Here is a 22,311-nt window from a genome sequence, read left to right on the forward strand (position 1 = left end):
AACCCGCCTTCGCTCAGAAAACGTTCTCCCAGTTGTCCTAGCCGTTGGTCTAGCAGATAGTTGGTCTGATGAATCAGGCAAACGGGCGTGTTCACCGCGATCTCAGGTCCCTGCCCTTTCTATATAAGTCCTATAGGTCATAGACGACCTATCACTCGCCTACGCGAGCCTTCTTAACTGCCTGCGCTTGCAGGTTGTCCTGGTCCAAAGGTCGTGCCCGCGCTGGCGAAGATGATAATTACTTAGCGCACCGAGAATATCACAGCCACCAAGAAAAATAAAGTGCCCTGATGGCTTTATAGGATCAGAATCCCCGAAGGTTCCTGCCTGCTTCGACATCTTCTTATCTCGACAGCGTTACTTCCCAGGAAGTCCAGAAAGCGAGATTCTTCGCTGTTCTCAGTCAGAATGACAGCCCATTCGCTGTCTGTATCAAAGGCTACTCCTTTTGTCTTATTTTACAGACACCCGTCTTGACATCTCAGGCCTTTGAGATATATTTGAAAGTGAAAGGGAATAATTGAACCAACAACGAAGGAGGCCAAACATATGAAAACGGTAAAAGGAGTAGTATTCGTTTTGTTCGCAATCCTTCTGACCACATCGCTGGGAATGGCGGCAGGAGCCGGTCATTTCAAGGCCAAACTCAGCGGCTCGGAAGAGACCCCCGCTGTCATGACTAAGACAACGGGCGAGGCGATATTCAAACTGAGCAAGAACGGCAAGGAGCTGACGTACGAACTCAAGGTAAAGGAAGGCGAGAACGTCACCGCTGCGCACATCCATGCCGGCAAGAAGGGCGAGGAAGGACCGCCGGTAGTCCCGCTCTTCGGCGGTAAGAAAAAGGAAGGAATGTTCTCCGGCGTACTGGCGAAAGGGACCATAACGGATAAGAACCTTGTCGGTCCGCTGGCCGGGAAAACGATCGAAGACCTGGTGAAGATGATTAAAGAAGGAGGCGCCTATGTGAACGTTCATACGCCGGCGCATCCGGGCGGAGAAATACGCGGCCAGATCGAGTAGCAGAACGTACGCAGGCGTAAATCGGGAAGATTACAAAGCGTAGCCGGGCAGAAGTCCGGCTACGCTTTTTTATGCGTTGTGATGGGGCAGAATCCCCGCCACCACCAGCGCGCGGTACTTTCCATTTGACAATTCACCGCGCTTATCGGTATTATCACACTACAATGACCCCGGAAAAGATCGACAGCAGCGCCCTCCGCGACAAGATCCTGAAGCTCAAGAAAGACCTGAACGCCATCATCCTCGCCCATAATTACCAGCGGCCCGAGGTGCAGGACATTGCCGACATCACCGGAGATTCCCTTGAGCTGTCGCGCGCGGCGGCGAAGACCGGTTATGACGTGATCGTGTTCTGCGGCGTCCATTTCATGGCCGAGAGCGCCTCGATCCTGTCCCCGGACAAGACCGTGCTGCTCCCGGAGATCGGCGCGGGCTGCCCCATGGCCGACATGGTCACCGTCGAGGGTCCGCGCAAGACGCGGCGTCAGCATTACACCGACGTGCTGGGGATAACCTTTGCGTTCGCCGACGACTTCACGCTGCTGGACATGAAGAAGAAATACCCGGGCGTACCGATCGTGGCCTACGTCAATACCTCGGCCGCGGTAAAGGCCGAGAGCGATATCTGCTGCACCTCGTCGAACGTGGTCAAGGTCGTGGAGTCGCTCAAAGAGGACACGATCATCTGCATCCCGGACCGGAACCTCTCCGCCTATGCGGCGAAGAGGACGAAAAAGAAGATCATCTCCTGGGACGGGTTCTGCAATGTCCACATGGCCCACCTCAATGTGGATGACGTGAGAGAGTCAAAGGCGAAGCATCCCGACGCGCTGCTGATCGTGCATCCCGAATGCCCTCCCGAGGTCCAGGACATGGCCGACCACATCACGAGCACCTCGGGCATGCTTCGGTATTGCCGGGAGTCGAACCACAAAGAATTCATCATCGGCACCGAGGAGGGCATCCTCCACCGCCTCAGGAAGGAAAGTCCCGGCAAGAAGTTCTATGTGCTGAACAACGAGATGGTCTGCCCGAACATGAAGCGGACCAGGCTCGAGAGCGTGGCCGCGGCCATGGAAAAGATTCAGTACGTGATCAAGGTGCCCGAAGACATCCGCGTCAAAGCCAAGCGGGCGCTGGACCGGATGCTGGAGATCACGTAAAAAGGTTGGGGTGCAGTGTTCATTCCGGAACTACTGCACTCCGAACTACGAACTCTTGACCCCGAACAAGGCACTCCGAGCTCACATGCAAATCGCAATCCTTATACTGCTCACCCTCGTCCTGCTCGTCCTGATCTGGTTCGTTCTCCAGTCCCGGAACAAGGCCGTCGATCCCGCCGTCTCGCTGCTCCAGCAGGAAGTCGAGTCCCTTCGAGGGCAATTGACCGAGTCCATGCAGAGAGGCCAGGAAAGCGTCAACCTGCAGCTCGGCGTGATCACGAGCCAGGTGAACAACCAGCTCGGCCAGGTGACGACCCAGGTGAACAACCAGTTGGGCCAGGTCACCACGCAGCTCCAGAAATCCACGGGAGACCTGAACGCGCGGCTGGACAACGCGGCGAGGGTCGTTCAGGAAGTGAGCAAGAGCCTGGGGGGGTTGAACGAGGCCACGAAAAAGGTGTTCGACGTCGGCAAGGACATCGCAAGCCTGCAGGAGATCCTGAGGTCCCCGAAGCTGCGCGGAGGGCTCGGCGAGCTGTTTCTCGGCGACCTGCTGGCCCAGATCTTCCCCCCCGCCTACTATTCGCTGCAGCACAGGTTCAGGAGCGGAGAGGCCGTGGACGCGGTCATCAGGCTCGGCGACAACCTGGTGCCCGTGGACGCCAAGTTCCCGCTGGAGAACTTCAGGCGCGTCGTAGAAACGGGTGAGGACGAGCAAAAGGCCGCGAAGAGAAAGTTCATAGCCGACGTAAAGAAGCACATCGACGCCATTGCGGGCAAGTACATCCTGCCCGATGAGGGCACCTTCGATTTTGCGCTCATGTACATCCCGGCAGAGAACGTATACTACGAACTGATCATCAAGGACGAGGCCGTGGACACGGAAAAGGCGCTGATCAACTACGCCTTCACGAAGCGCGTGATCCCCGTGTCTCCGAACAGCTTCTACGCCTATCTCCAGACGATCCTTTTGGGCCTCAAGGGCCTGCACATCGAGGAGCAGGCCCAGGATATCCTGAAGAACCTTGCCAGGCTTTCGGGCGATTTCAGAAAATTCCAGGAAGAGTTCGAACTGGTGGGGAAACACCTGTCAAATACGAAGGCGCGATATGATGAAGCGGACAAGCGGCTCGAAAGGTTCGGCGACCGGCTTCAGGCATTGAGCGGAGCCGAAGCGACCCCCGTTGTGGAGGAAATAAGAAAACTGCCGCTCTAACGCCAGCGGCAGCCCGTCCCCGCCGCGGTCCTGCTCACATCCACGCGGTCTTGCAGCGCTGCATCCATTCGGATTGCTTCACTCCCCCGCTGTGCATGCCTCTGCTGGAATCCCTTTCTCTTCGCCGTCTTTCCCGAAAGCCGATTGAGCATCATGGCCGGGACGTCCGCCAGCCGCGCTCTGCATCAAATCTCCACGCGTGTCACGACGCCGTGCAGTTTGTTGTACGGCAGCTTGTAGAACTGCACGATGTTCGGGGTCAGGCGCTTGATGAACGAGAAGATACCCCAGATGATATTGCTCGGCTGGATGTCCTCGACCCCGTAGAAGATCGTCTTCTCGTGGATCCCGGCCTCGCGCAGGATCTCCTCGACGTCAGGCACTTCCATGTATCCCATCTGGATCTCGAAGGAGCGCAGCCCCGGGGCCAGGTCATCCTTGAAATACCCCGTGACGCCAAAGGGGTCCTCGCGCTTCAGGATCGACACGATAATGTTGTCCTCGTAGATGATGTTGTTCTTGAACATGGTGTGCACGATGTAGGGGGGGATTTCCGCCGCAGTGCGGGAGAAATACAGCGCCGTTCCGCCGATTTTGCTCGCCTGTTGGTAGATCTGCCCGTAGCTCAGCAGGAACACATCGATCGGCAGGGGCTGGAGCGCGATGTACAGTTTGCGCTGTCCCCGGCGGTAGAGCATGATGATCGAGAACGGAATGGCTGCGATGATGAGCGACCAATAGCCGCCGTGCGGTATCTTGTAGGTATTTGACAGGAGAAAGAGAAAGGAGACAAGGGTCACGAAGACCGATACCGCCGCGCGGACGTATCTTTTCCTGAGCGAAAAGATCCAGGTCATGAATATGCCCGTCAGCGTCATCGTGCCGGTCACGGCAAGCCCGTAGGCAGCCGCGAGACTGCTCGACTCTCTGAATTCCTTGATGATGTAGAGGACGGCCAGGAGGAGGAACCAGTTCACGAAACCGATGTAGATCTGGGAATGCCGTTCCTCCGACGTGTAGTCGACCTTGAACATGGGCATGATCCTCGTCGTGATGCCCTGGTAGACGATCGAGAACATGCCGCTGATCATCGCCTGAGAGGCGATGACCGTGGCGATGATGGAGAGCACCAGGAACGGAACGTACAGGAACTGCGCCTGATGGTAAACCATTTCAAACAGGACGTTCCTGGCTCCGGGATGTTCGACAAGAAAAGCACCCTGACCGAGGTAATTGAACACGAGGGCCACGAACACAAAACGCCATGCCCGCACGATCGGCTCGCGTCCGAGGTGGCCCATGTCCGCATAGAGGGCCTCTCCGCCCGTTGCGCAGAGAATGACCTCGGATAGAACGAAGAATCCCGTGAGGCCGTGTTCGATGAGGAACCGCACCGCGTAGTAAGGATTGATCGCCTTGCACACCGAGGGGACATGGAGGATCGAGAGGAGGCCTGAGATCGTGAGGGAAAGGAACCACGCGATCATCAACGGACCGAACGCTCCTGCAACCCGCTCGGTCCCCCTCTTCTGGAATGAGAACAGGAGGACCGCGATGGCCCCGGCGATCACGATGAGGGATTGCTGACTCATTCCCTCGAATCCCTTGATCAGGAGTATGCCTTCCACCGCGGAAAGAATGCTGATGGCGGGCGTAATGACGCCGTCGCCGATGATGAGGGAAATGCCGATGAAGGACAGCAGCGTGACGAGCGCGACCTGCCGGCTCGATTTCAGGAGCGGGACCAGCAGTTCCCGCAGGACGATCGTCCCGCCCTCGCCCCGCCTGCCCAGGCTCATGGCAAGCCAGGCATACTGCACCGTGACAAGGAGGATCAGCGTCCAGACGATCAGCGACAGGACGCCGATGACGTTGCGTTCCGTTCTGACGATGGTGGGAAGCAGAAAGATGACGGTGAGGGTGTAGATGGGGCTCGTGCCGATATCGCCGAACACGAGGCCGAGGGAACGTACAATTCCTTTGACCGGAGAGGTTTTATCGGGCATCTGAGGGGGAGCTGTTGAGAAGAGACAATGAGAGTTCCCGCCTGCGTTGCGGACAGCGTGGTCGTGCGACCAGCACCATTGAAAGGGATGCAATAAAGAACACGGATCGGGTCGTTACGCCGCAATCCGTGTTCTCTGTCACCGCTCCGGGCGCCGAAGAGGACGCCCAAACTATGCCTTTTTTTCTTCGCTCTTCTGCTCCGCCATGGGTGTCGCCTGAGTCTCGTCCCTCATGGCCTTCTTAAAGGACTTGATGCTTTTACCGAGACCCTCTCCCAGTTCGGGAAGCTTGCCGGGACCGAAAATGATAAGAACGATCACCAGGATCAGGATCAGGTGCATCGGCTGGAAAAGACCTTCAAACATGGTTCATCCCTCCCTATCGGAATGGGTTCATTATACGCACGGTCCCCCGTACTGTCAACAGGAATTCAGGCGCCCATGCCCTCCCGGCGCGTTTCCTGCGACACGGCGCTCCCCGCCAGCTCATAATTGCCGTTCATGAACTTCTGCGCGAATGCCCTACATCGCGGTCGTCCTTCAGTACGGCGTCGAGCTGACGGGTATATCGTGGGCAGAGGGAAGATGAGGACGAGCGCATGGATCAGATCGTGCCGATATCGCCGAACATCGAACAGGGATTTTAAGGGTACCTTTGAATGGGGAGGCGTTGTCAGGCATAAAAAAATGCGTAACGGGCGGTTCGCGGAGTGTCGCTGCGATCAAGATTAATACGGTTGCCGGGACAAGACAGGGTAGAACAGCAAAGGTTCAAGCCAAAATAGACATATTCTCCAGCTGGCAGAATAGTGCTGCCGGTTTGAGAGGGGGGTTCTCCTCACCCTGAAAAGAACCTTGACTCCGGCATATGTCCGCCGTATAATTCGGGGCATGAAGGGAACGAAGAGAATAGTCATTGGCATTATAGCAATACTCTTCATCCTCGCAATCATTCCTGCTTTTTACCCGGGTGAGGATGATGCCCTTGGCCGGGACTGTCCTTTTTGCAGGGCCTATGGTCAGCTGTTTACCGCAACAATAAACACCTTCAATGAATTCGGCTTTCATCTCTGCTGGATCATAACTTCCCCGTCCGTCGAAGATTCGTGCAATTTGCCGAAAGCACTCCCCTCATCCGCAGTAAGTCGCGCTCCTCCTGCATAGTGACCCCTTGATTTCCCGATTCATGTACTCACGATAGACAGTGCCGTCAACAACCGACTTTTTTGCGAACCCGCTACGCAAAATTGCGGGGCGAGCATCATGGCTGCTACCCGCGTGTGGTCCCGCGTCGAGCGATTGCGTTTCCCCCATTAATAATAGGGTTGTCCTGTTGCAGCATTGTCGTCGGCCTTTGCTTTCCATGCATGGGGGTGAACCTATGCCGACCATTCAGGCTGAAGCTTACAATAACGAAATCTTTCATTGTGCGCGTTGCAGGTGTCGTTATCGGGCGAGGGTCGCCACCTGGGTAGACGTTTCCCGGTCGCCGCAGGTAAAGGCCCTCATGCAGCGATGGGAATTCAACACGATCACCTGCCCTCGCTGCGGACACCGGCAGTTTTCAGGCACCTTTTTTTTCTATGAAGACTTTTTGGAGGGGATGCTCGTCGCCGTTTTCCCCGATGTCCCCGCCGATCCAGGGTTCCAGGAAGAACAAATCAAACAAGTGTACGGCTACTATCCTACACTCGATTTTTTCTACGACATGACCCAGCTGTGGTTCCTGATTTATCTGCAGGAGCACTATAAGAATAACAAGCCGCAGAGTACGGCATCGGAAATCGGCCGGGGGAAACAGCAGCTTCAGACATTCCTTCGGTTCGTCAAAAGGGACCCGCTGATGCTTACGCTCCGCAAGACGCTGACGGAGACGGTTTCCGGGAACAAAACAAGCGACGACCTCCAGAACATAATATGGCGCGCTCTTGCCAAGATAGAAGGGGTATCTCCCGGACGTCGCGGCCTAGGTGACGCCGCCGTGCGGATGAGCCGGCGGCCGGCCACGTCTGCATAGATCGAAGCGGTCTCGGGATATGTTGCTCCTCTCCGATGCCGCGATTGCCGCACCCTTACCGGATGCCGGAAACCGGAGCCCCTCGGCGCGCTTCTCTTTGCTGTCATGACCGGTGGGTAGCCGGTACAGTTTAGGAGGGAATTTTATGCACCTTATGCGCCTGAAGAAGTACCCTGTGCTACTTATCGTGGCTCTTACATTTGCCATCACGTACCTGCACTATTCCGCCGCGGTGGCAGTCCAGACCCTTCACAATATCTACCGAGAATTGTACTATATTCCTGTGCTTCTGGCCGCTCTCGCGTATGGCCTGCGAGGGGCCCTCTTGTCTTACCTCCTGGTCTTTGCTCTCTATCTTCCCTACGTTATCATGACATGGCCCGGCTCGGCCCTGAACGAGACGAACCGTTTACTGCCGCTCCTTTTGCAAGGACTGTTCGCCATGATAGCGGGATATCTGGTCGATCGTGAAAGAAAACAGAGAGCGCAGTTGGAACAAGAACGGTATCTCGCGGACATCGGACGGATCACGACGGTCATCGTGCATGATCTCAAGAACCCGCTCGTCGCAATAGCCGGGTTTGCCCGACGCATCAGGGAAGGCAAGGGAAGGACTGAGAACGCGGCAACGGTGATCATGGAAGCTACCGAGCAGATGGAGAATATCGTGACCAGCGTACTTGATTTTTCCAAACCAGTATACCTGGATTTCAAAAGGCTCGATATAAGAGACCTCGTTCAACGCGCCGGCGACTCGTGCAGAATGAGGGGCGATCAGAGGTCGGTGGCCCTTTCAATTGACCTGCCGTCCCTTCCTGTGAACGGATGGGCCGACACTTGTCAACTGGAACGAGCACTCGTCAATCTTATTCTCAACGGTATTGACGCATCGGAGAGGGGGCAGAGCGTTTCGATCAGCATGACGGCGCATGGCCATGAACTCACCATCAGGATTGCTGATCAGGGTTCGGGCATGACCACGGAAACCCTCGAGCATATCTTCGTCCCCTTTTATACAAAGAAGCCCGACGGGACGGGCCTCGGTATGCCCATCGCAAAGAAGATCGTCGAAGCCCACGGCGGAAAAATCCACGTCAGCAGCACGCCAGCGCACGGGACCGTGGTGGCGGTAGAATTGCCACTTGAGGGAAGAGACAAGGTGATTGAATAAAAACGGAGCAGACGAAGTTATTGAACCTGCGACAGATGGACCACGATCCATCGGCCGGCTTGAAGAGGAACTCGCTTACGCACTCGACTTCGCAGGATCAGCCGCGCGAAGGGATGGCATTTTTAACAGAACGTTTCATCAAAAGAACAGTTTTTTCGGTGGCCCGTGCAGGTTTCGTCAGGTATTGAGTTTGCTGATCCAAAGCCGGAAAAACCAAGATCGGGGGCAGCAATGACCGCAGGAAATAACGACAGAAAGAATGTATCGAAACACATCTTGCCGGCGTCCTCAAACCTCCTGGGGCTATGTTTTTTGATCCTTTCGCTGAAAAAGCTCTGGAAGGGGAACGGCGTGGGGCGGATTATTGACAAGATGGACGGCGTAGTGATCCTGATTTTTCTTACCGCCAGTTTGCTGTCATATGCATCAATGAGGGCGACCCGGCATGGAGATCGGTACGAAAAAACTGCCGACATCTTCTTCCTGGCCGGCTTGCTTCTGTTGTCTCTCATTGCGATCGTCACGGCTTTTGAACTGACCTAGCAGAGGCCCCCCTCCCGCTGCTGCCGATACGATTTCGGGAACAAGACAGACTGATGCAGTACCTTCCTTCACCGGGATTGACGGTCCACCTCGTCATAGATGAGCGTTGTGATATCACGGATGACGGCTACCAGTTTATCGGCATCTTCCCCGCGGGCCATCACCCCCATGAGATAAGGCCGGCTCGGTTGATAGACGATCCCGAACGCATGGAGCTGCGTCAAGCGTCCATCACTGTCTGCGCTGCCCGGGCCTTCATCGATCATTCTCCTGCCGAACTTGAACGCGCAATCGACGTTGGAGGGGATGCCTGCGACCATCCCGCTCTTGAACACCGACCGGGAGAGAGTGTGCAGCGCTTTTTCCGACGTCTCCTTGTTCAGATACGAGGCACGGTACAGAACACGGTAGAACGATGCATAGGCGCTGAAAGGCACCGGGGAGTCTTTTTTCCCCGGATCGTAGTTCACGTAGATATCCTTGAATATCCTGTCCAGGTAGCCCGGGGACAGATTGGCCGCGAGCAACGCGTGGGCATCTGCGTCGTCATGGACGATCATCCTGAAGATCAGGTCATCAACAGTATAGGACTTTCCCGCCTCGAGCGGCTGGTAGGAACTCTCGACAGGCCGTTCTTCTCTGACGATGTTCCCTGTGTAGGCGACCCTTCTCTTCAGAACGAGAGGATCCGACTCCGACCATTTGAAGTAGGCGATCATCAAGGGCAGCTTCAACAGGCTTTCGGAGGAGAAGGTTTCGTTTTCCCGGATGCCGAAGTGGTGGCCGCCGTTCAGGTCGCGGAAATACACCGACAGGGCTGACGCGTCATGTGCCCGCAATTTGCTTTCAATAAGCGCGGCAACCTTATACCGGAACGGCTTGAGGTCCCCGCGGGCCTGCACCCGGTCCGGGTTCTTGCGTCCCGATAAGGGGTGTACGAACCTGAATTCTCCGGGCCTGTCCGTCGCAACTTCGTCACTCTCGTCGCTGCTGTTCTCGTATATGCCGCCGAGAATCCCGGTGGCCCTGCCGATAAACGCACCGGATGAAAATGCCGCCAGCAGGAGGACGGCCATGAGAGACCGCCTGATGGTTACACTTTTTTTCCGTTCCTGGTCAGACATTTCTTCTCAGGCCGGTTCCGCGAAGGTCAGAAGTCATAGACCCCGTCCAGAAAATCACGGGCATAACGATCAACGGCGGCATCATCATACAGCACAGCATCCAGCTGCCGGGTATAGGAAAAAAGCCTTCCCATCTGGTCCAGCAGCCCCTCCGCGTCCGCCTGTGGCACATTCGCGAGCCGGGCTACGATCAGGTCCCCTTTGGTCTTGATGTTGAACCCATACGCTCCCAGAATTGCGGCGAGAAGCTGCAGCCGCCTCGATCGCTTGGTCATGTCCGTGGCTCCTCCGGCGAACCTGAAATAAATATGGTTATTTCTGGTGTTTTCGCTGCAATAGCAGTCGAGGATGATGAAGTGGTAGCCGAATTTAAGGCTGATGTTCGCATACTCCCGCGAAATGACGGCCATGTTCGCCTCCACCCGTCCGCCAGTCTCGGTCGTAATGTCCGGCACCCGCAGCATGCTCGCCATGAAATCGTTGACCTTGAGCGGCACCGCATCGGAGCGCCAGAGCCCCGGCCTGGTCATGCCGGTGATGATCGCGCGCAACGGAAGAGACGTGACCTGCTCCGCGGCGACCTGCTTCTTCCCTTGCGGATTGTCCAGACCGCCGCCGATATCGATCAGCAGAATATCCGCCGGTATTGGCAGGTCCAGTTTCACGGCTCCCGCCTTGACCCCGCGTTCCGCGCCTTCGATCAGCGCGGCTACCGCTTTCTCATGGATGAACCGCAGGATGTCGTGCATCGTCCTGCAGGCCCTGGGCGTAAACTCGTCGCGGAGGGGATCAACAAGATTCAGTGGCGCGATATAACGGAGGAGGTACCGCTTCTTGCGGAACTCGAGGAGTTCTTCCAGTCTCACGCTGTCATCCTGCGCCCGTTCCAGCACCGGTTTGGCCAGACCCTGGTACAGCGTTGCGCCATCGCCGTCCACCTGGACCGTGATCTCCTGCCCCTGGCTCAGCACCTGGGTCGCATTCCCGGCGTTGACGACCGTCGGTATCTTGAACTCCCGGCACAGGGTTGCCATGTGACTCGTGGGCGTTCCGCTGTCGGTGATGATCGCGGACACGCCGGTCATCACTCGGACAAAATGAGACGAATCGTGGCGGGCAACCAGGACGGCCCCCCGGGGGATGGCATCCAATTCACTGTCCTGCTTGAGAATGAAAACGCGGCCTGCAGCCGCGCCTTTGTACACGGCAAGACCGCGGTTGCGCAGAACGATGCGCGCGGCGGGCGGGCCGGGAACCGCGTCCGCTGGGCGAGCCGTCTCGTGGGACAGCCTGAGCGGACGCGACTGAAGAATATAGGGTTCCCCACGGCTGTCAAGGGCCCACTCGATGTCCTGCGGGCCCTTGAAGTGTTGTTCGACCCGGAGAGCGAGGCTGGCCAGTTCCGTGACCTGCGTGCGGGACAGGCTCGGCCGGCTGCGCTTGTCCTCCGGCGTTGCAACCGACGTAACGCCCTCGTTCCCCATTACGACCATCGTGTCCTTGGCGCCCGTTCTTTCCTCGATCAATTCCGGGGGGTCGCCCTTTTTCACCCTGAAAAGATCAGCGTCCGTCTCTCCTTCAACGATCGCGGTGCCCAGACCCCAGGCTGCGTTGATGACCATGGTTCCAGGATCTCCCTGGGGATCTGACGTGTACACAACACCGCTTGTCAAGGCAGGCACCATCGCCACGCAGGCCACGGCCATTTTCATGCTCCGGATGTCATGGCCCATCCTGCGTCGATACGCCGCAGCCTTCTCCGAGAAGAGACTGGCCACCACCTCCCGGTAGGCCTTGTCCACGGCGGCCGTCTCCAAGGGAACGTTCAGGACCGTCTCGAACTGTCCCGCAAAGGAGAATTCGCCATCCTCCTCAACGGCGCTGCTCCGAACGGCCAGTGTGCAGCCGGCGCCGCAGCGCGACTTGATTTTTCTGACGGCCTTCTCGAGGGCGCGGCTGAGCTCCGGGGGCAGGGCCCCTTTCCGGACCCGCTCCTGCACTTCGGGAAGGGAAGGCTCAGCGGCAAAACCTTCGTCCTGAGATGGGTCGAATATGCCGTTCTGGCGCATGAACGCGTCGAAGGCGCGGGTCGTCACCGCGAAAGCGTCCGGGACATGCAAGTGGAGGGCATTTTTAATCTCGGCGAGGTTGTTGTTCTTGCCGCCCAGGGCGGCCGACATGTCGCCGCTCACCTGTTCGTAGAAAAGAACGAGTGCATCCGGCATGGGGACCGTCTCGTCGATAACACGCCGTATGTGCGCGTCTATTTCCATGAACCGTTGCCGAAGCCGGGGATACCGGCCCCGCGTGAGCGTGTCGAAGCCATTGACCGATTCTTGCACAGCCGCGGACAGTTCGCCGTAGGAACGCCTGACATACTGGATGTCGAAGAGATAGTCCCCTCCCAGCGTATCGCCCATTTCGGTGATCACTTCGAGCGATCGGTTGTTCCGGTCGAGGACCTCGCGGAAGTCATGAAACAGCCGGCCGAACTCATCCTGACTGCGACCGCGGGGGCCGGCAAAACGGAACAGCGATTTTAATTGTGAGGTCAGTCGGTGCATTGCCATCATAGCTCAAAATAATAAGTGGGCCGCCTGCAAACGGATGGACGCGGACCGGTGCCATGGCCAATGCCGCGCCGAGATGCCTTCGGGACAGTCTTTCGACTTCATCCGCGTCCGGATACAAGGCTCAGGCCTGCTTTTCCAGTGCCCGCTTGATCGACGCTTTCAATTCCTTGATCTTGACCGGTTTCGGGAAAAAATCATGCACTTCCCGTCGCAGCGCTTCGATGGCGGCGTCGAGGTTGGCGAAAGCGGTGATCATGATGACCTGGGTAGCGGGGTAGCGGTCCTTGACCGTCTTCAGCACCTCCATGCCGTCGATCCCTTTCATTTTATAGTCGGTCACCACGACGTCGAATTTCTCGTCCTGCAGCCGCTTGAGCGCCGGCTCGGCGTTCAAGAAGGTTTCGACCACGTAGCCGTCCTGCTCGAGCGACAATCTTGCCATGTCTCCCACGATTTTTTCGTCATCAATGACCATGATTCTGCTCTTCGCCATGTATGTCTCCTCTCCTGTTTGGTCAGCCAAACGTGCAATCCCGGCAGAGCGGGTTCGCCGGGACCTTACTGATGCCAATGCTGGTCTCTTTTACTTTTGCCTCACCCCTGAGGCCGCGGAGTAACCGGAGGGGGCCTCTTCACCCTTCTCGACATACTGCGGCAGTTCCACGGTAAAGGTAGTTCCGACCCCCACCTTGCTCTCCACTCGGATTTCGCCCTGATGATTTTTGATGATGCCATAACTGACCGAGAGACCGAGCCCCGTTCCAGCGTCGCCCTTGGTGCTGAAAAAGGGGTCGAAGATGTGGGGCAGGAACTCGGGGGGTATCCCCCTGCCTGTGTCCATCACGGTCACCTCCGTGGACGCGCGGCTCTTTCCCGGCCTCGACGAAATGACGATCCTGCCGCCCGGGGACGTCGCCTGGACGGCGTTCGTGACGAGATTGACGAGGACTTGCTGTATCTGGTGCTCATCGACGAAAACATGCGGCAACCCGTCGCCGAGGCGGATGCTTGTCTCGATATTGGAGACATCTATCATGTTCTGGACCAGCGTCAGCGTCTTCTGGATCACGACATTGATGTCGGCCTCCCGCGGGTTCGCGTCCTTGGGCTTGGAAAAGTCGAGCAGGTTTTTTACGATCTGCCGGATCCTATCAGTTTCCGCCTCCACCTTCTGCATCAAATCGATCCGGTCCTCTTCCCCCAGATTTTCGTACACCTCCGCGTAGGTCTGGGCGATCATGGAAATGTTGTTCAGCGGATTGGTCAGTTCGTGCGCCACGCCTGCCGTCAGGATGCCGAGGGACGCAAGCTTCTTGGACTGGATGATCTCTTCCTCGCGATGGGCCAGTTCCTCGGACATGGAATTGATGGCCGTGATGACCGCGCCGAGCTCGTCTCGGGTACGGAAGCCCTCTATCTTGTGGAAGTTGCCCTCAGAGATGGACTTCGTCATCGTTTCGATCGCCCTGAGCGATCGCACGATCTTCTTTGAGATGAAATGGCTGATAAAAAGGGCCGAAGCAAGGATGGCCCAGAAGGAAAAGATCAGGATGTTCTTCGAACTCAGGATGATCTCGTTTACGCGCCGCCGCTCCAGCTGGGTGATGGAATCGGAGTATTCCTTCAGTTTGCGCCCTGCCGACCGAATCTTCGCCTCCAGATAGGGGTCCGGAAGGTTCTTGCTCGGCGCTTCGCCGATAGTATCGGAATAGGCCTTGAGCAGGGTCTGGAGTTTTTCCAGGTCAGTCTCCCCGATTGCCGGAATGATGTCTTTCTTCGCTGCTTCGAGGGTTTCCTGGGTAGCAGAGATCTTTTCCCGTATCTCCCCCAGCGCCATCCGATCGCGGTAGAGAAAGTAGTTCTTTTCCGACAGCCTCATGGTGAGAAAGGACGCGTTCAGATCGTCGGCGATCTCCACGAACCGGAGCTTCGTGAGGACGAGCGTCATGTTCTGGAAGGCGAAGAAGCCGATCAGAATGATGAACGCCGCGTTGATACTGTTGGAAATAATGAGTTTTTTCTCGATCTTCATGCTTCGAGTATTATACTCTATCACCGTTTTTTTGGGAACCTGTTAATTTGCCGCGGCGTGGCGCCGTGTCAGGAAGGCCCCAGCCCTTTCTTCTGCTCCACCGTTCTTCGTCACTTCAGGGATCAACCGGGATTTGCGTCGTAAAGCCCGCGGGAAGGAGGTACGGGGACGCCCGACAGTTCAAGCGGATAGGCGCTCAGGTTCCTGTGCTTCTCTGGTGTTCGGAAGGAAGATCGGCAATGTACATGGTCTCCGTAAGGGACAGGTCTATCTGGTAACCTAATTCCTGGTTCGCCCGTCTGATGAAACGAATTATTTCCCTGATATCTGCCGACTCCCCGAAGAATATTTTGCGAATTCCTTTCTGAGCGTTGATCAGGAGGTTGTACCGCCCACGGAAGACCCCGATCAAAAGCCACAGACCGACCCCGACCATGAGCCAGATGACGAGAGGCGCGATGGGGATTCCCAGCGTAAGAGATCTTATTTTGACGAGATAAACACCGCCTTCTGCCATGATGAATGCCGCGATGACAAGGACAAGGCCGGTCACCACCAGGACGAAACCCGAAAGAAACCGCAGAAACGGGTGTCGTGATTTTGAATCGTGGCGCAGTTGGACCCCCCGGATCTCCTCTTTTGGCACGGTGACCAGGATCTTGTCCCCTTCCACTTGACTGATACCTGATGGCGAAATTTGTACCGTTGAGCATCTCATGCGAGTATGATAAAAACTCCGAATAAAATAAATTAAGAGCACGCCTCAGAGAAGTCCCGCCCCCGGAATTTTCGGCCGGGGGGCGGGATTCAGGAGCCGGCAATCACAATCAAACTTCCGCGAATTCCTTGGCTGCTTCCGCGGCTTCCGCGTCCACCTTGGTTTCCTTCTTGGCAGTTGAAAGAACCGCGGCGACCACGTTCAGCACCAGGAGGACGCCCATCACCACGATAAAGCCCCGCATGAAGGCGTGGTCCTTCATTTCGACGGGGATGCTGCCATTGCTGAAAATATGCTGAACAGCACCATACCCCTTATCAGCCAGGTATTTATGCTCCAGTTTGGTGAAGATCAAGCCTGAAATATCAACACCGAAGATCAGCCCGAGGGACCGCATCATGTTCAAGACACCGCCAGCAAGGCCCAGTTTTTCCCTGGGAGCGGCGCCCATGATCGCGCTGTTGTTGGGAGGTGTGAACATGCCCATCCCGACGCCCAGGAGCACTAATTCACCGATCAATAAGATAAAATGTGAGCGAACTCCCAGGAACAACAGGGCAAAACAAGCGAGTGCAGACACCATCATGCCCGAGGCCGTCATGATCCTCGAACCGTATTTGTCGGAGATATGGCCCGAAAACGGCGCAACGAGCGCCATGGCGAGTGGAATAGGCATAAGAAGGGTGCTCGTCAAGACCGGGCTGTAATTAAGCACTTTTTCGAGATAGAACGGCATCAGGAAGAGGACGGCAAACAGAACGTAATACGACATCATGCCGGTCAGATTGCCGATCAGGAATGTGCTGTTCTTGAACAATTTCAGATCGATGAGCGGATGCGCAACCCGCAGTTCCGTCAGCACGAACAGGCCGAGCAGGACACAGGCGTGTATGAAGTAGACAATGATGGTGTACGAACCCCATCCCAGGCTTACTACTTCGTTGAATCCCAGCACGAGAAATGCGAGGCCCGACGCGAAGAATATCGTTCCGAGATAATCGATTGACTCTTTTTTCTCGGCTTTTTCATTGGGCGGCAGAACAAACAGGGCGGCGACCGTGCCAAGGATGCCGATCGGAATATTGATGTAGAACACGGAACGCCAACCGATCGTGGAGATCAGCACGCCTCCCACGAAAGGACCAACGGCCATGGCAATCGCCTGTACGGCTCCCTGAATGCCGATTGCCTTGCCCCGCTCAGTCCCCGGAAAAGCCTGAGTGATCAACGCGACGGAATTCGCCTGCAAAAGCCCGGCGCCGATTGCCTGGAGGACACGAGCGGCAATAAGGAATATGGCAGATGTAGCCATTCCGCAGAACAGCGACCCTACGGTAAAGACGACAAATCCCGCATTATACAGCCTCGATCTGCCGAACATGTCGGCGAGCCTTCCGAAAAAGGGAAGGAAGATAGTCAGAGTGAGCATGTACGACATTGCCACCCATTCGATGAGGGACATGGAAACATTGAACTCGCTTTTCAGGGTCGGCATGGCAACGTTGACAATGCTGACGTCCAGTGCGGACATCGTCGCGCCGATCAGAACATTAATCAGAATGAACCACTTCCAGGTAGGCCTGGCGGAGAAAATCGGATGGGGAAACTGCTTAAGACTCTTAATGGAAAACATGGTAAATGCCATCTCCTTTCACGTTGTGCACATAATAATCCATACATCCGGACAGAGAAGAGGAGATGCCTTCGCCGGGCGCCCTTGCAAAAAGCCGATACACGCTTTTCGGTTTGGGGGTCCGGTTCATACGCGGAACCAGGAAGATCCCCGGCTTGAGCCGATAGAAAACGCTTGTATGAGTGTCCTTATTTATTGCAACCGGGGGGAGCGGATCCGTTCGATCCAACCCGCGGTATTTCGTATCCGTGTCCGGATCAGACTCCCCGCGTATGCTCACCATGCTGCCGTAAAAGGAAAAGTCGATGGTGATATGGCGGTCGTCCTTTGCTTCGAGCATGGCCGGCGCCGGTTTGGCGCTGACAAGCTGAAGCAGGCTGAACAACAGCATGAGCAGCGTCGTTCCGAGGAAACGCGTACTGCCCATTAGTCTGGCATATCGAGCATAATGTATGAAATGTAAGAATGAATGGATATACATTAGTGTTCCCCCACCTGTGAAAACGCCGATTCCGATACCGCCGGCACACTCGTGCGCCGGTCACTCGGGATAGGCAATCCCCCTGGGAATCTCTGCCTGTTCCTTCCTGACGGGCCAGTACCACAGCATCCCGTCCACGAGCATCAGGACACCGGCCGCCATGAGCCAGAGATTGAACGATGTGAGCAGGCCGAAGCCGAAATAGCTGATGATACCGATGCCGATGCTCAGGAACGATATCCCCGTCCTGATGAAGGCAAGCCCGGTCCTTGCCCGGGCGTAAATGGTCCGGTAGCAGGCCGCGATCGTCCGCTGGGCCGCCAGAACATTCCGCTCGCGCGCGAACATGGTGCGCGTCTTGGAGGAAGGCGTCGGATTGAGATAGGTACTGTGTTCGGCAAGGTAGTCTCCCATCCGCGCAAGCATCGTTCCCTGCGTTTCCCGGCTGATGCCGGTGTCCTCCATAAAATGATAATTCTCCAGGAACTGGATCGTCGCAGCCGTGACCTCGACGAGCGTCTGGTGCCCGGGCGGTGTAAGACGGGATTTCCGGACGTTCAAATAGATCGGCAACCCGTAAAAGGAGATCGCAACACCGAGGATGAGCACGGAGAAATACAGGACGGGGTTATAGGCGATGTCTTTCGATCTCAAGAGCATGTTCGAGATCGCGATCGTGCCAAGGCCCCACCTAAGGAAGGCGAGGCCGGTCCGGGCTTTTGCCAGGTCGGTCCGGTAGCAGGCCATCCTCGTGCGCCACTGGGCCATCGTGTTCCGCCAGGAGGCAAGGCCCGTCCGCTCGGTGCCGATCAGAAGCCCCACCTTCGCATGAAGAAAATCCTGAATGTACCATTGGATATCGGAATCAAGGGTTACCCTGAATTCGTACCGGTCCGCCTTGATGTACTTTTTCACGTCCTTCCGCATCGCGGGACTTTCGGGATTTCTCGCGGCGATTACCACGGTCCCCGATCTCTCTTTCATCACCGGCATCCACTGGTACGATGAAAGGGAGTCCTGGCTGACGGCGGAGAGCAATTCCGGAGGAATGGGCAGGCGCTCGTCGTATTCAATGGACTTGCAGCGATAGTATGCCGCGAGCGCATCGAGCAGGTGCCTCTTGGTCACGCCAAACTCCCGGAGCAGTACCCTTTCGAGATCGACTCCCCTGGCCTGAGCCATGCTGACCGCTTCTTCAAGCTCCGTCCGGTTCAGAATCCCCCGGTCCACGAGAAGGGAAAACTCCGACTCCTGCCGGATCACGGCGTTCGCGAATTCGTCATTTACGAGATCATTCGTCATAGTGATTAAAAATAATCGTCCTCCAGGAAAAGGCCGGCTTGCCGTAATCGGGAACGGTTATCTCCATGTCTCCGTAACAATAGGGGAATTGTTTCCTCATGCGTTCGGCGGGCAGAATCCAGCGATATCCGTCAGCGATGAGCACAAGACCGACGACGATGAGCAGCGTGTTAAAGATCGTCCAGCCCGGGGAAGCCGTGCCGAAATAGGCCATAAGGCCCGCGCCCACGGAAGTGATGCTCATGCCTGTCCTGACGTAGGCCAGACCCGTCCGCGCGACTGCCATGACGGTGCGGAGTCTGGCCATGACGCCCCGGCGGTCGGCGAGCACCGTGCGTTCGAGGGCGACTCCTGTCGTGGCCCAGATGCCGGGCAGCTGGGTTGCCGTGACCGGCGGCCCGTTCCTGTCTTTCTTCGAACCCGAGCGTTTGTGACCGGGAGGAAACGTCAGGTCCCAGATGGTATCCTTATCGAGCACGTTGAGAACGGACCGGTATCCTTCGATCCCCGCCATTCTGCCGCCGAAATACCAGTGGAGACCCTCCGCGGACATTAGGACACCGGCGATGACGAGGGAAACGTCGAAGACCGTCCACCCGCTTGTTTGAAATTGCCTCATCAACCCGATGCCAAGACCGGTGAAGGCAATGCCGGTCCTGGTAAATGCCAGTCCCGTTCTTGCCTTGGCAAGCTTTGTACGGTGGCCGGCCAGCGAGGTCCGCTCCTCCGCCATGTCGGTCCGGTCGCTTGCCAGATATCTCCGTCTCATGACCGGTGACAGGTTCTCCCAGTCGGCCCGGAGCTCCGTCGCTCCCTGCATCTCTCCCGTGCGGCTGAAAAGAGCGTGTCCGCTGCTCAAATCGTCACGCAGAACGCGGGAGCCCCAACTCGCCGGCGTGCGGGTCGCGTCGATCGGCTTGCCGGCGATCCCTCTCGAGGGCAGATACCATTTGATCCCGTCATAAACCATGACGATCCCGGCGACCAGGAGCGGTGTTTCCAATATAACGTACCAGTTAGCGCCGAGCATACGCAAGAAAAGGAGGGCGATGACGATGAAGGCGACGCCGGTCCTGATAAAAGCCAGACCGGTTCTGCCCTTCGCGAACAGCGTACGGTAATGCGCATATGTCGACCGCCGGTAGGCGAAGAGGGTCCGTACGCGCGCAAGCGGCGTCCGTCCGCCCGAGATGCTGAAATTGGGGTTCACGTCGAAATTGTGCTCGATAATGCGGATGAGGTCGGCTGCCAGGGCGACCCGGAAATCGATCCGATCGACACCCAGCGTCTTCTTGATGTCCTCCGCCACCTCCGGATCTTCGGGGCGGCAGGCGACGACCTCGGCCCGGTTCTCTCGAACGGAAAGGGGGAACCAGAGCGCCTTCTTTTGATGCTCAAGGTCGAGTCGCAGGACGACAAAATAGGACGCGACAACGCTTTCATCGTATTCCACGAAGGGAAGGCCGTAATACTCGGAGAGGCAGAAGAGGACCTCGTGTTTAGGCACACCCTTCCGGACCAGCAGCTCTTCCACAGAGACGCCCGCTTCGCTCGCCTCCCGGTGCAGAGTCTCAAGCTCGGCAGCGCCAAGGAAGCCGCGCATCACCAGGCGATTGAATTTTGTCATTATCATAGTCACTTTCACGAGGCGAAAAACATCCAGAAAGATCGAGTTTGCGGGACCGGGTCCAGGGATTCAACAGTGGAGGAAGCATGACCTTCGTGCTTCTTCGGGAAGATGAGGGCGGGGTCTCTGCTGAGATCTTTCGAACAAACTTCAGAAGCGGCACGGCTCGTGCTCATCCCGAGCGGGGAACTCGCAATGCACTTTCTTGCCGGCCCGTTTCCGTCTTCGTGTTTAGCACCTTCTTTTCTTTATATCAATGCTCTCGCCGTACTGCATGCAGGGCAGAGCTGCGCTACGGGAACCCGACTCGCAGCCTCTGCTGCGGATAGCCACGGCCTCCTACACTCCCACGACAAACACGGGGCAGGGAGCGCGGTCAATCACCTTCTCGACGACATGGTCGCCGAAGAGCCGGCTGAAGAGCCCCTTCTTCTTTTTCGAACCCATGATGATGAGGTCGCACCTTTCCTCTTCGGCCACCTCAACGATGCGCTGCGGTACGTCGCCCTGCTCCAGGCGGGTCTTGATGAGCGCGCCCTCCCGCTCGGCGATGCTCTTGATCTGCCTGGCGGCCTCCGAACCGCCGTCATCAAGCACGTCTTGCAGGTTCTTGATGCCGGTCAGGTTGAGGTCGCCGTCAAAGGGCTGGACGACCTTGACCACGGTGATCCAGGTCTTTTCGTCCCGGGCGAGCCTAATCCCCTGTTCGAGGACCTGCTTGTGTCCGTTCAATGCGATCAGGACCTTCCGATAACCTTTCATCTCTTCAGCTCCTTAATCCGACAGCGTGCACGCTTGCAGGCTTGTCAGTTTGTGTCTTACTTCACGATCAGGATCGGGCACGATGCATGGGCGATCGTGCGGTCCGCGGTGCTTCCCATGATCGCCTTGTTCACGCCGCGCCAGCCGTGGGTCCCCATGACGATGAGGTCGCTCTTCAGCCGTTCGGCCATCTCGACGATCTTGTCTCCCGCGTGCCCTTCCTGGACGACTGCCTTGATCGGGACGCCGATGTCGGCTGCCAGCTTTTTCGCGACCGACGCGATCTTCTCGGCCTCCTGATACAGGCTCTTGCTGATCGACTCGGTCTTGAAGAAGTCCATCATCTCCTCGTACCGCGGGATGACGTACAGGACGGATACCTCGCCACCATCCTCCTTTGCGAGTTCGCCGGCCCGGATCAGCGCTTTCCTGCTCGAAGCCGACCCGTCAAAAGGCACCAGCAGGGAGGAGTACGTTCCCGAGCACCGGGTGCAGTCCTTTTTCACGACCAGCACGTCGCAGGAGGCGTTCAGGATGATCTGGGAAGTCACGCTGCCCATCAGAAGCCGTCTGAGCCCCTTCCTTCCGTAGGTGCCGAGCGCGATGAGGTCGGCGTTCTTTCCCCGCGCCGTTTCCAGGATCACCTCGGGCGGCTCGCCCTGGCAGACGTAGGACTCGACGCTCCCGTTCAGACCGAATTCGTCCTGCAGGTTCTTCTTCGCGGTCATGCAGACCTGCGTGCCGAATGCGAACCGCTTGTCCACCTGCTCGGGAAGGATAGCGAACTCCTCCTGATCGAAATAGACCGCGTGGACCAGGCAGAGCTTTCCGCCGTGCTGCTTCACCCGGAGCGAAGCCTCTTTCAGCGCCGCTTTACTCGATGCTGATTCATCATATCCGACGACAATCGAGCTATACAT

General features: G+C 57.0%; 20 protein-coding genes. 6 read left to right on the forward strand and 14 right to left on the reverse strand.

The window, feature by feature from the left end; translation table 11 throughout:
- Nucleotides 1-549 precede the first annotated feature (549 nt).
- The 3 genes from VL197_09435 to VL197_09445 all read left to right on the forward strand — a co-directional run bounded on the left by VL197_09435 (nucleotide 550) and on the right by VL197_09445 (nucleotide 3,402).
- Complete coding sequence (locus VL197_09435) at nucleotides 550-1,023, forward strand: CHRD domain-containing protein (protein ID HUJ18197.1); 474 nt, start codon at nucleotides 550-552, stop codon at nucleotides 1,021-1,023.
- Nucleotides 1,024-1,202: 179 nt separating this feature from the next.
- A complete protein-coding gene (gene nadA / locus VL197_09440; protein HUJ18198.1) occupies nucleotides 1,203-2,186 on the forward strand; it encodes a quinolinate synthase in 984 nt (327 codons plus the stop codon).
- A gap of 85 nt (nucleotides 2,187-2,271) precedes the next feature.
- Nucleotides 2,272-3,402: a DNA recombination protein RmuC gene (locus VL197_09445; protein ID HUJ18199.1), complete on the forward strand. Its 1,131-nt coding sequence runs from the start codon at nucleotides 2,272-2,274 to the stop codon at nucleotides 3,400-3,402.
- Nucleotides 3,403-3,587: 185 nt separating this feature from the next.
- Here VL197_09445 and VL197_09450 read toward each other — a convergent pair whose 3' ends face one another.
- From VL197_09450 to VL197_09460, 3 genes are all read right to left on the reverse strand, one after another.
- Nucleotides 3,588-5,408: a KUP/HAK/KT family potassium transporter gene (locus tag VL197_09450; GenBank protein ID HUJ18200.1), complete on the reverse strand. Its 1,821-nt coding sequence runs from the start codon at nucleotides 5,406-5,408 to the stop codon at nucleotides 3,588-3,590.
- A gap of 171 nt (nucleotides 5,409-5,579) precedes the next feature.
- A complete protein-coding gene (locus VL197_09455) occupies nucleotides 5,580-5,774 on the reverse strand; it encodes a twin-arginine translocase TatA/TatE family subunit (protein HUJ18201.1) in 195 nt (64 codons plus the stop codon).
- A gap of 405 nt (nucleotides 5,775-6,179) precedes the next feature.
- Entirely contained in the window at nucleotides 6,180-6,476 is a 297-nt protein-coding gene (locus tag VL197_09460) for a hypothetical protein (protein HUJ18202.1), read from the reverse strand.
- Nucleotides 6,477-6,789: 313 nt separating this feature from the next.
- Here VL197_09460 and VL197_09465 point away from each other — a divergent pair, with 313 nt between their 5' ends.
- The 3 genes from VL197_09465 (at nucleotide 6,790) to VL197_09475 (ending at nucleotide 9,139) form a co-directional block, all read left to right on the forward strand.
- A complete protein-coding gene (locus VL197_09465) occupies nucleotides 6,790-7,425 on the forward strand; it encodes a CpXC domain-containing protein (protein HUJ18203.1) in 636 nt (211 codons plus the stop codon).
- 145 nt (nucleotides 7,426-7,570) lie between these two features.
- The gene (locus VL197_09470; GenBank protein ID HUJ18204.1) at nucleotides 7,571-8,596 is read left to right on the forward strand and encodes a HAMP domain-containing sensor histidine kinase; all 1,026 of its coding nucleotides are present in this window, start codon (nucleotides 7,571-7,573) and stop codon (nucleotides 8,594-8,596) included.
- Between the two features lie 165 nt (nucleotides 8,597-8,761).
- Entirely contained in the window at nucleotides 8,762-9,139 is a 378-nt protein-coding gene (locus tag VL197_09475) for a hypothetical protein (protein HUJ18205.1), read from the forward strand.
- A 68-nt stretch (nucleotides 9,140-9,207) separates the two neighbouring features.
- Here VL197_09475 and VL197_09480 read toward each other — a convergent pair whose 3' ends face one another.
- The 11 genes from VL197_09480 to VL197_09530 all read right to left on the reverse strand — a co-directional run bounded on the left by VL197_09480 (nucleotide 9,208) and on the right by VL197_09530 (nucleotide 22,311).
- Nucleotides 9,208-10,263: a serine hydrolase gene (locus VL197_09480; protein ID HUJ18206.1), complete on the reverse strand. Its 1,056-nt coding sequence runs from the start codon at nucleotides 10,261-10,263 to the stop codon at nucleotides 9,208-9,210.
- Between the two features lie 26 nt (nucleotides 10,264-10,289).
- Nucleotides 10,290-12,827: a PEP/pyruvate-binding domain-containing protein gene (locus tag VL197_09485; protein HUJ18207.1), complete on the reverse strand. Its 2,538-nt coding sequence runs from the start codon at nucleotides 12,825-12,827 to the stop codon at nucleotides 10,290-10,292.
- Between the two features lie 130 nt (nucleotides 12,828-12,957).
- Entirely contained in the window at nucleotides 12,958-13,329 is a 372-nt protein-coding gene (locus VL197_09490) for a response regulator (protein HUJ18208.1), read from the reverse strand.
- A 90-nt stretch (nucleotides 13,330-13,419) separates the two neighbouring features.
- Nucleotides 13,420-14,868, reverse strand: a complete 1,449-nt coding sequence (locus VL197_09495) for an ATP-binding protein (GenBank protein ID HUJ18209.1) — start codon at nucleotides 14,866-14,868, stop codon at nucleotides 13,420-13,422.
- A gap of 196 nt (nucleotides 14,869-15,064) precedes the next feature.
- Complete coding sequence (locus VL197_09500; GenBank protein HUJ18210.1) at nucleotides 15,065-15,541, reverse strand: hypothetical protein; 477 nt, start codon at nucleotides 15,539-15,541, stop codon at nucleotides 15,065-15,067.
- A 154-nt stretch (nucleotides 15,542-15,695) separates the two neighbouring features.
- A complete protein-coding gene (locus VL197_09505) occupies nucleotides 15,696-17,219 on the reverse strand; it encodes an MFS transporter (GenBank protein ID HUJ18211.1) in 1,524 nt (507 codons plus the stop codon).
- Entirely contained in the window at nucleotides 17,206-17,646 is a 441-nt protein-coding gene (locus VL197_09510; GenBank protein HUJ18212.1) for a hypothetical protein, read from the reverse strand. The genes VL197_09505 and VL197_09510 overlap by 14 nt, the downstream gene beginning before the upstream one ends.
- 114 nt (nucleotides 17,647-17,760) lie before the next feature.
- Nucleotides 17,761-19,002 (reverse strand): type II secretion protein, encoded by a 1,242-nt coding sequence (locus tag VL197_09515; protein HUJ18213.1) that lies wholly within the window; start codon nucleotides 19,000-19,002, stop codon nucleotides 17,761-17,763.
- Complete coding sequence (locus VL197_09520; GenBank protein HUJ18214.1) at nucleotides 18,992-20,629, reverse strand: DUF202 domain-containing protein; 1,638 nt, start codon at nucleotides 20,627-20,629, stop codon at nucleotides 18,992-18,994. Before VL197_09520 ends, VL197_09515 begins: the two co-directional genes overlap by 11 nt.
- A 339-nt stretch (nucleotides 20,630-20,968) precedes the next feature.
- Nucleotides 20,969-21,391: a universal stress protein gene (locus VL197_09525; protein HUJ18215.1), complete on the reverse strand. Its 423-nt coding sequence runs from the start codon at nucleotides 21,389-21,391 to the stop codon at nucleotides 20,969-20,971.
- 56 nt (nucleotides 21,392-21,447) lie between these two features.
- Nucleotides 21,448-22,311, reverse strand: a complete 864-nt coding sequence (locus VL197_09530) for a universal stress protein (protein ID HUJ18216.1) — start codon at nucleotides 22,309-22,311, stop codon at nucleotides 21,448-21,450.

This window comes from Nitrospirota bacterium, assembly GCA_035516965.1.
In the GTDB taxonomy this organism is placed as follows: domain Bacteria; phylum Nitrospirota; class UBA9217; order UBA9217; family UBA9217; genus MHEA01.

Excerpts from the sequence above, each read along its gene's own strand:
- VL197_09530 (HUJ18216.1), bottom strand. The coding sequence starts at position 22,311 with ATGTATAGCTCGATTGTCGTCGGATATGATGAATCAGCATCGAGTAAA.
- VL197_09480 (HUJ18206.1), bottom strand. The coding sequence starts at position 10,263 with ATGTCTGACCAGGAACGGAAAAAAAGTGTAACCATCAGGCGGTCTCTC.
- VL197_09435 (HUJ18197.1), top strand. The coding sequence starts at position 550 with ATGAAAACGGTAAAAGGAGTAGTATTCGTTTTGTTCGCAATCCTTCTG.
- VL197_09450 (HUJ18200.1), bottom strand. The coding sequence starts at position 5,408 with ATGCCCGATAAAACCTCTCCGGTCAAAGGAATTGTACGTTCCCTCGGC.
- VL197_09485 (HUJ18207.1), bottom strand. The coding sequence starts at position 12,827 with ATGCACCGACTGACCTCACAATTAAAATCGCTGTTCCGTTTTGCCGGC.
- VL197_09460 (HUJ18202.1), bottom strand. The coding sequence starts at position 6,476 with ATGAAAGCCGAATTCATTGAAGGTGTTTATTGTTGCGGTAAACAGCTG.
- VL197_09510 (HUJ18212.1), bottom strand. The coding sequence starts at position 17,646 with ATGGGCAGTACGCGTTTCCTCGGAACGACGCTGCTCATGCTGTTGTTC.
- VL197_09470 (HUJ18204.1), top strand. The coding sequence starts at position 7,571 with ATGCACCTTATGCGCCTGAAGAAGTACCCTGTGCTACTTATCGTGGCT.
- VL197_09445 (HUJ18199.1), top strand. The coding sequence starts at position 2,272 with ATGCAAATCGCAATCCTTATACTGCTCACCCTCGTCCTGCTCGTCCTG.
- VL197_09465 (HUJ18203.1), top strand. The coding sequence starts at position 6,790 with ATGCCGACCATTCAGGCTGAAGCTTACAATAACGAAATCTTTCATTGT.
- VL197_09495 (HUJ18209.1), bottom strand. The coding sequence starts at position 14,868 with ATGAAGATCGAGAAAAAACTCATTATTTCCAACAGTATCAACGCGGCG.
- VL197_09520 (HUJ18214.1), bottom strand. The coding sequence starts at position 20,629 with ATGACAAAATTCAATCGCCTGGTGATGCGCGGCTTCCTTGGCGCTGCC.
- VL197_09505 (HUJ18211.1), bottom strand. The coding sequence starts at position 17,219 with ATGTTTTCCATTAAGAGTCTTAAGCAGTTTCCCCATCCGATTTTCTCC.
- VL197_09455 (HUJ18201.1), bottom strand. The coding sequence starts at position 5,774 with ATGTTTGAAGGTCTTTTCCAGCCGATGCACCTGATCCTGATCCTGGTG.
- VL197_09490 (HUJ18208.1), bottom strand. The coding sequence starts at position 13,329 with ATGGCGAAGAGCAGAATCATGGTCATTGATGACGAAAAAATCGTGGGA.
- VL197_09525 (HUJ18215.1), bottom strand. The coding sequence starts at position 21,391 with ATGAAAGGTTATCGGAAGGTCCTGATCGCATTGAACGGACACAAGCAG.
- VL197_09515 (HUJ18213.1), bottom strand. The coding sequence starts at position 19,002 with ATGACGAATGATCTCGTAAATGACGAATTCGCGAACGCCGTGATCCGG.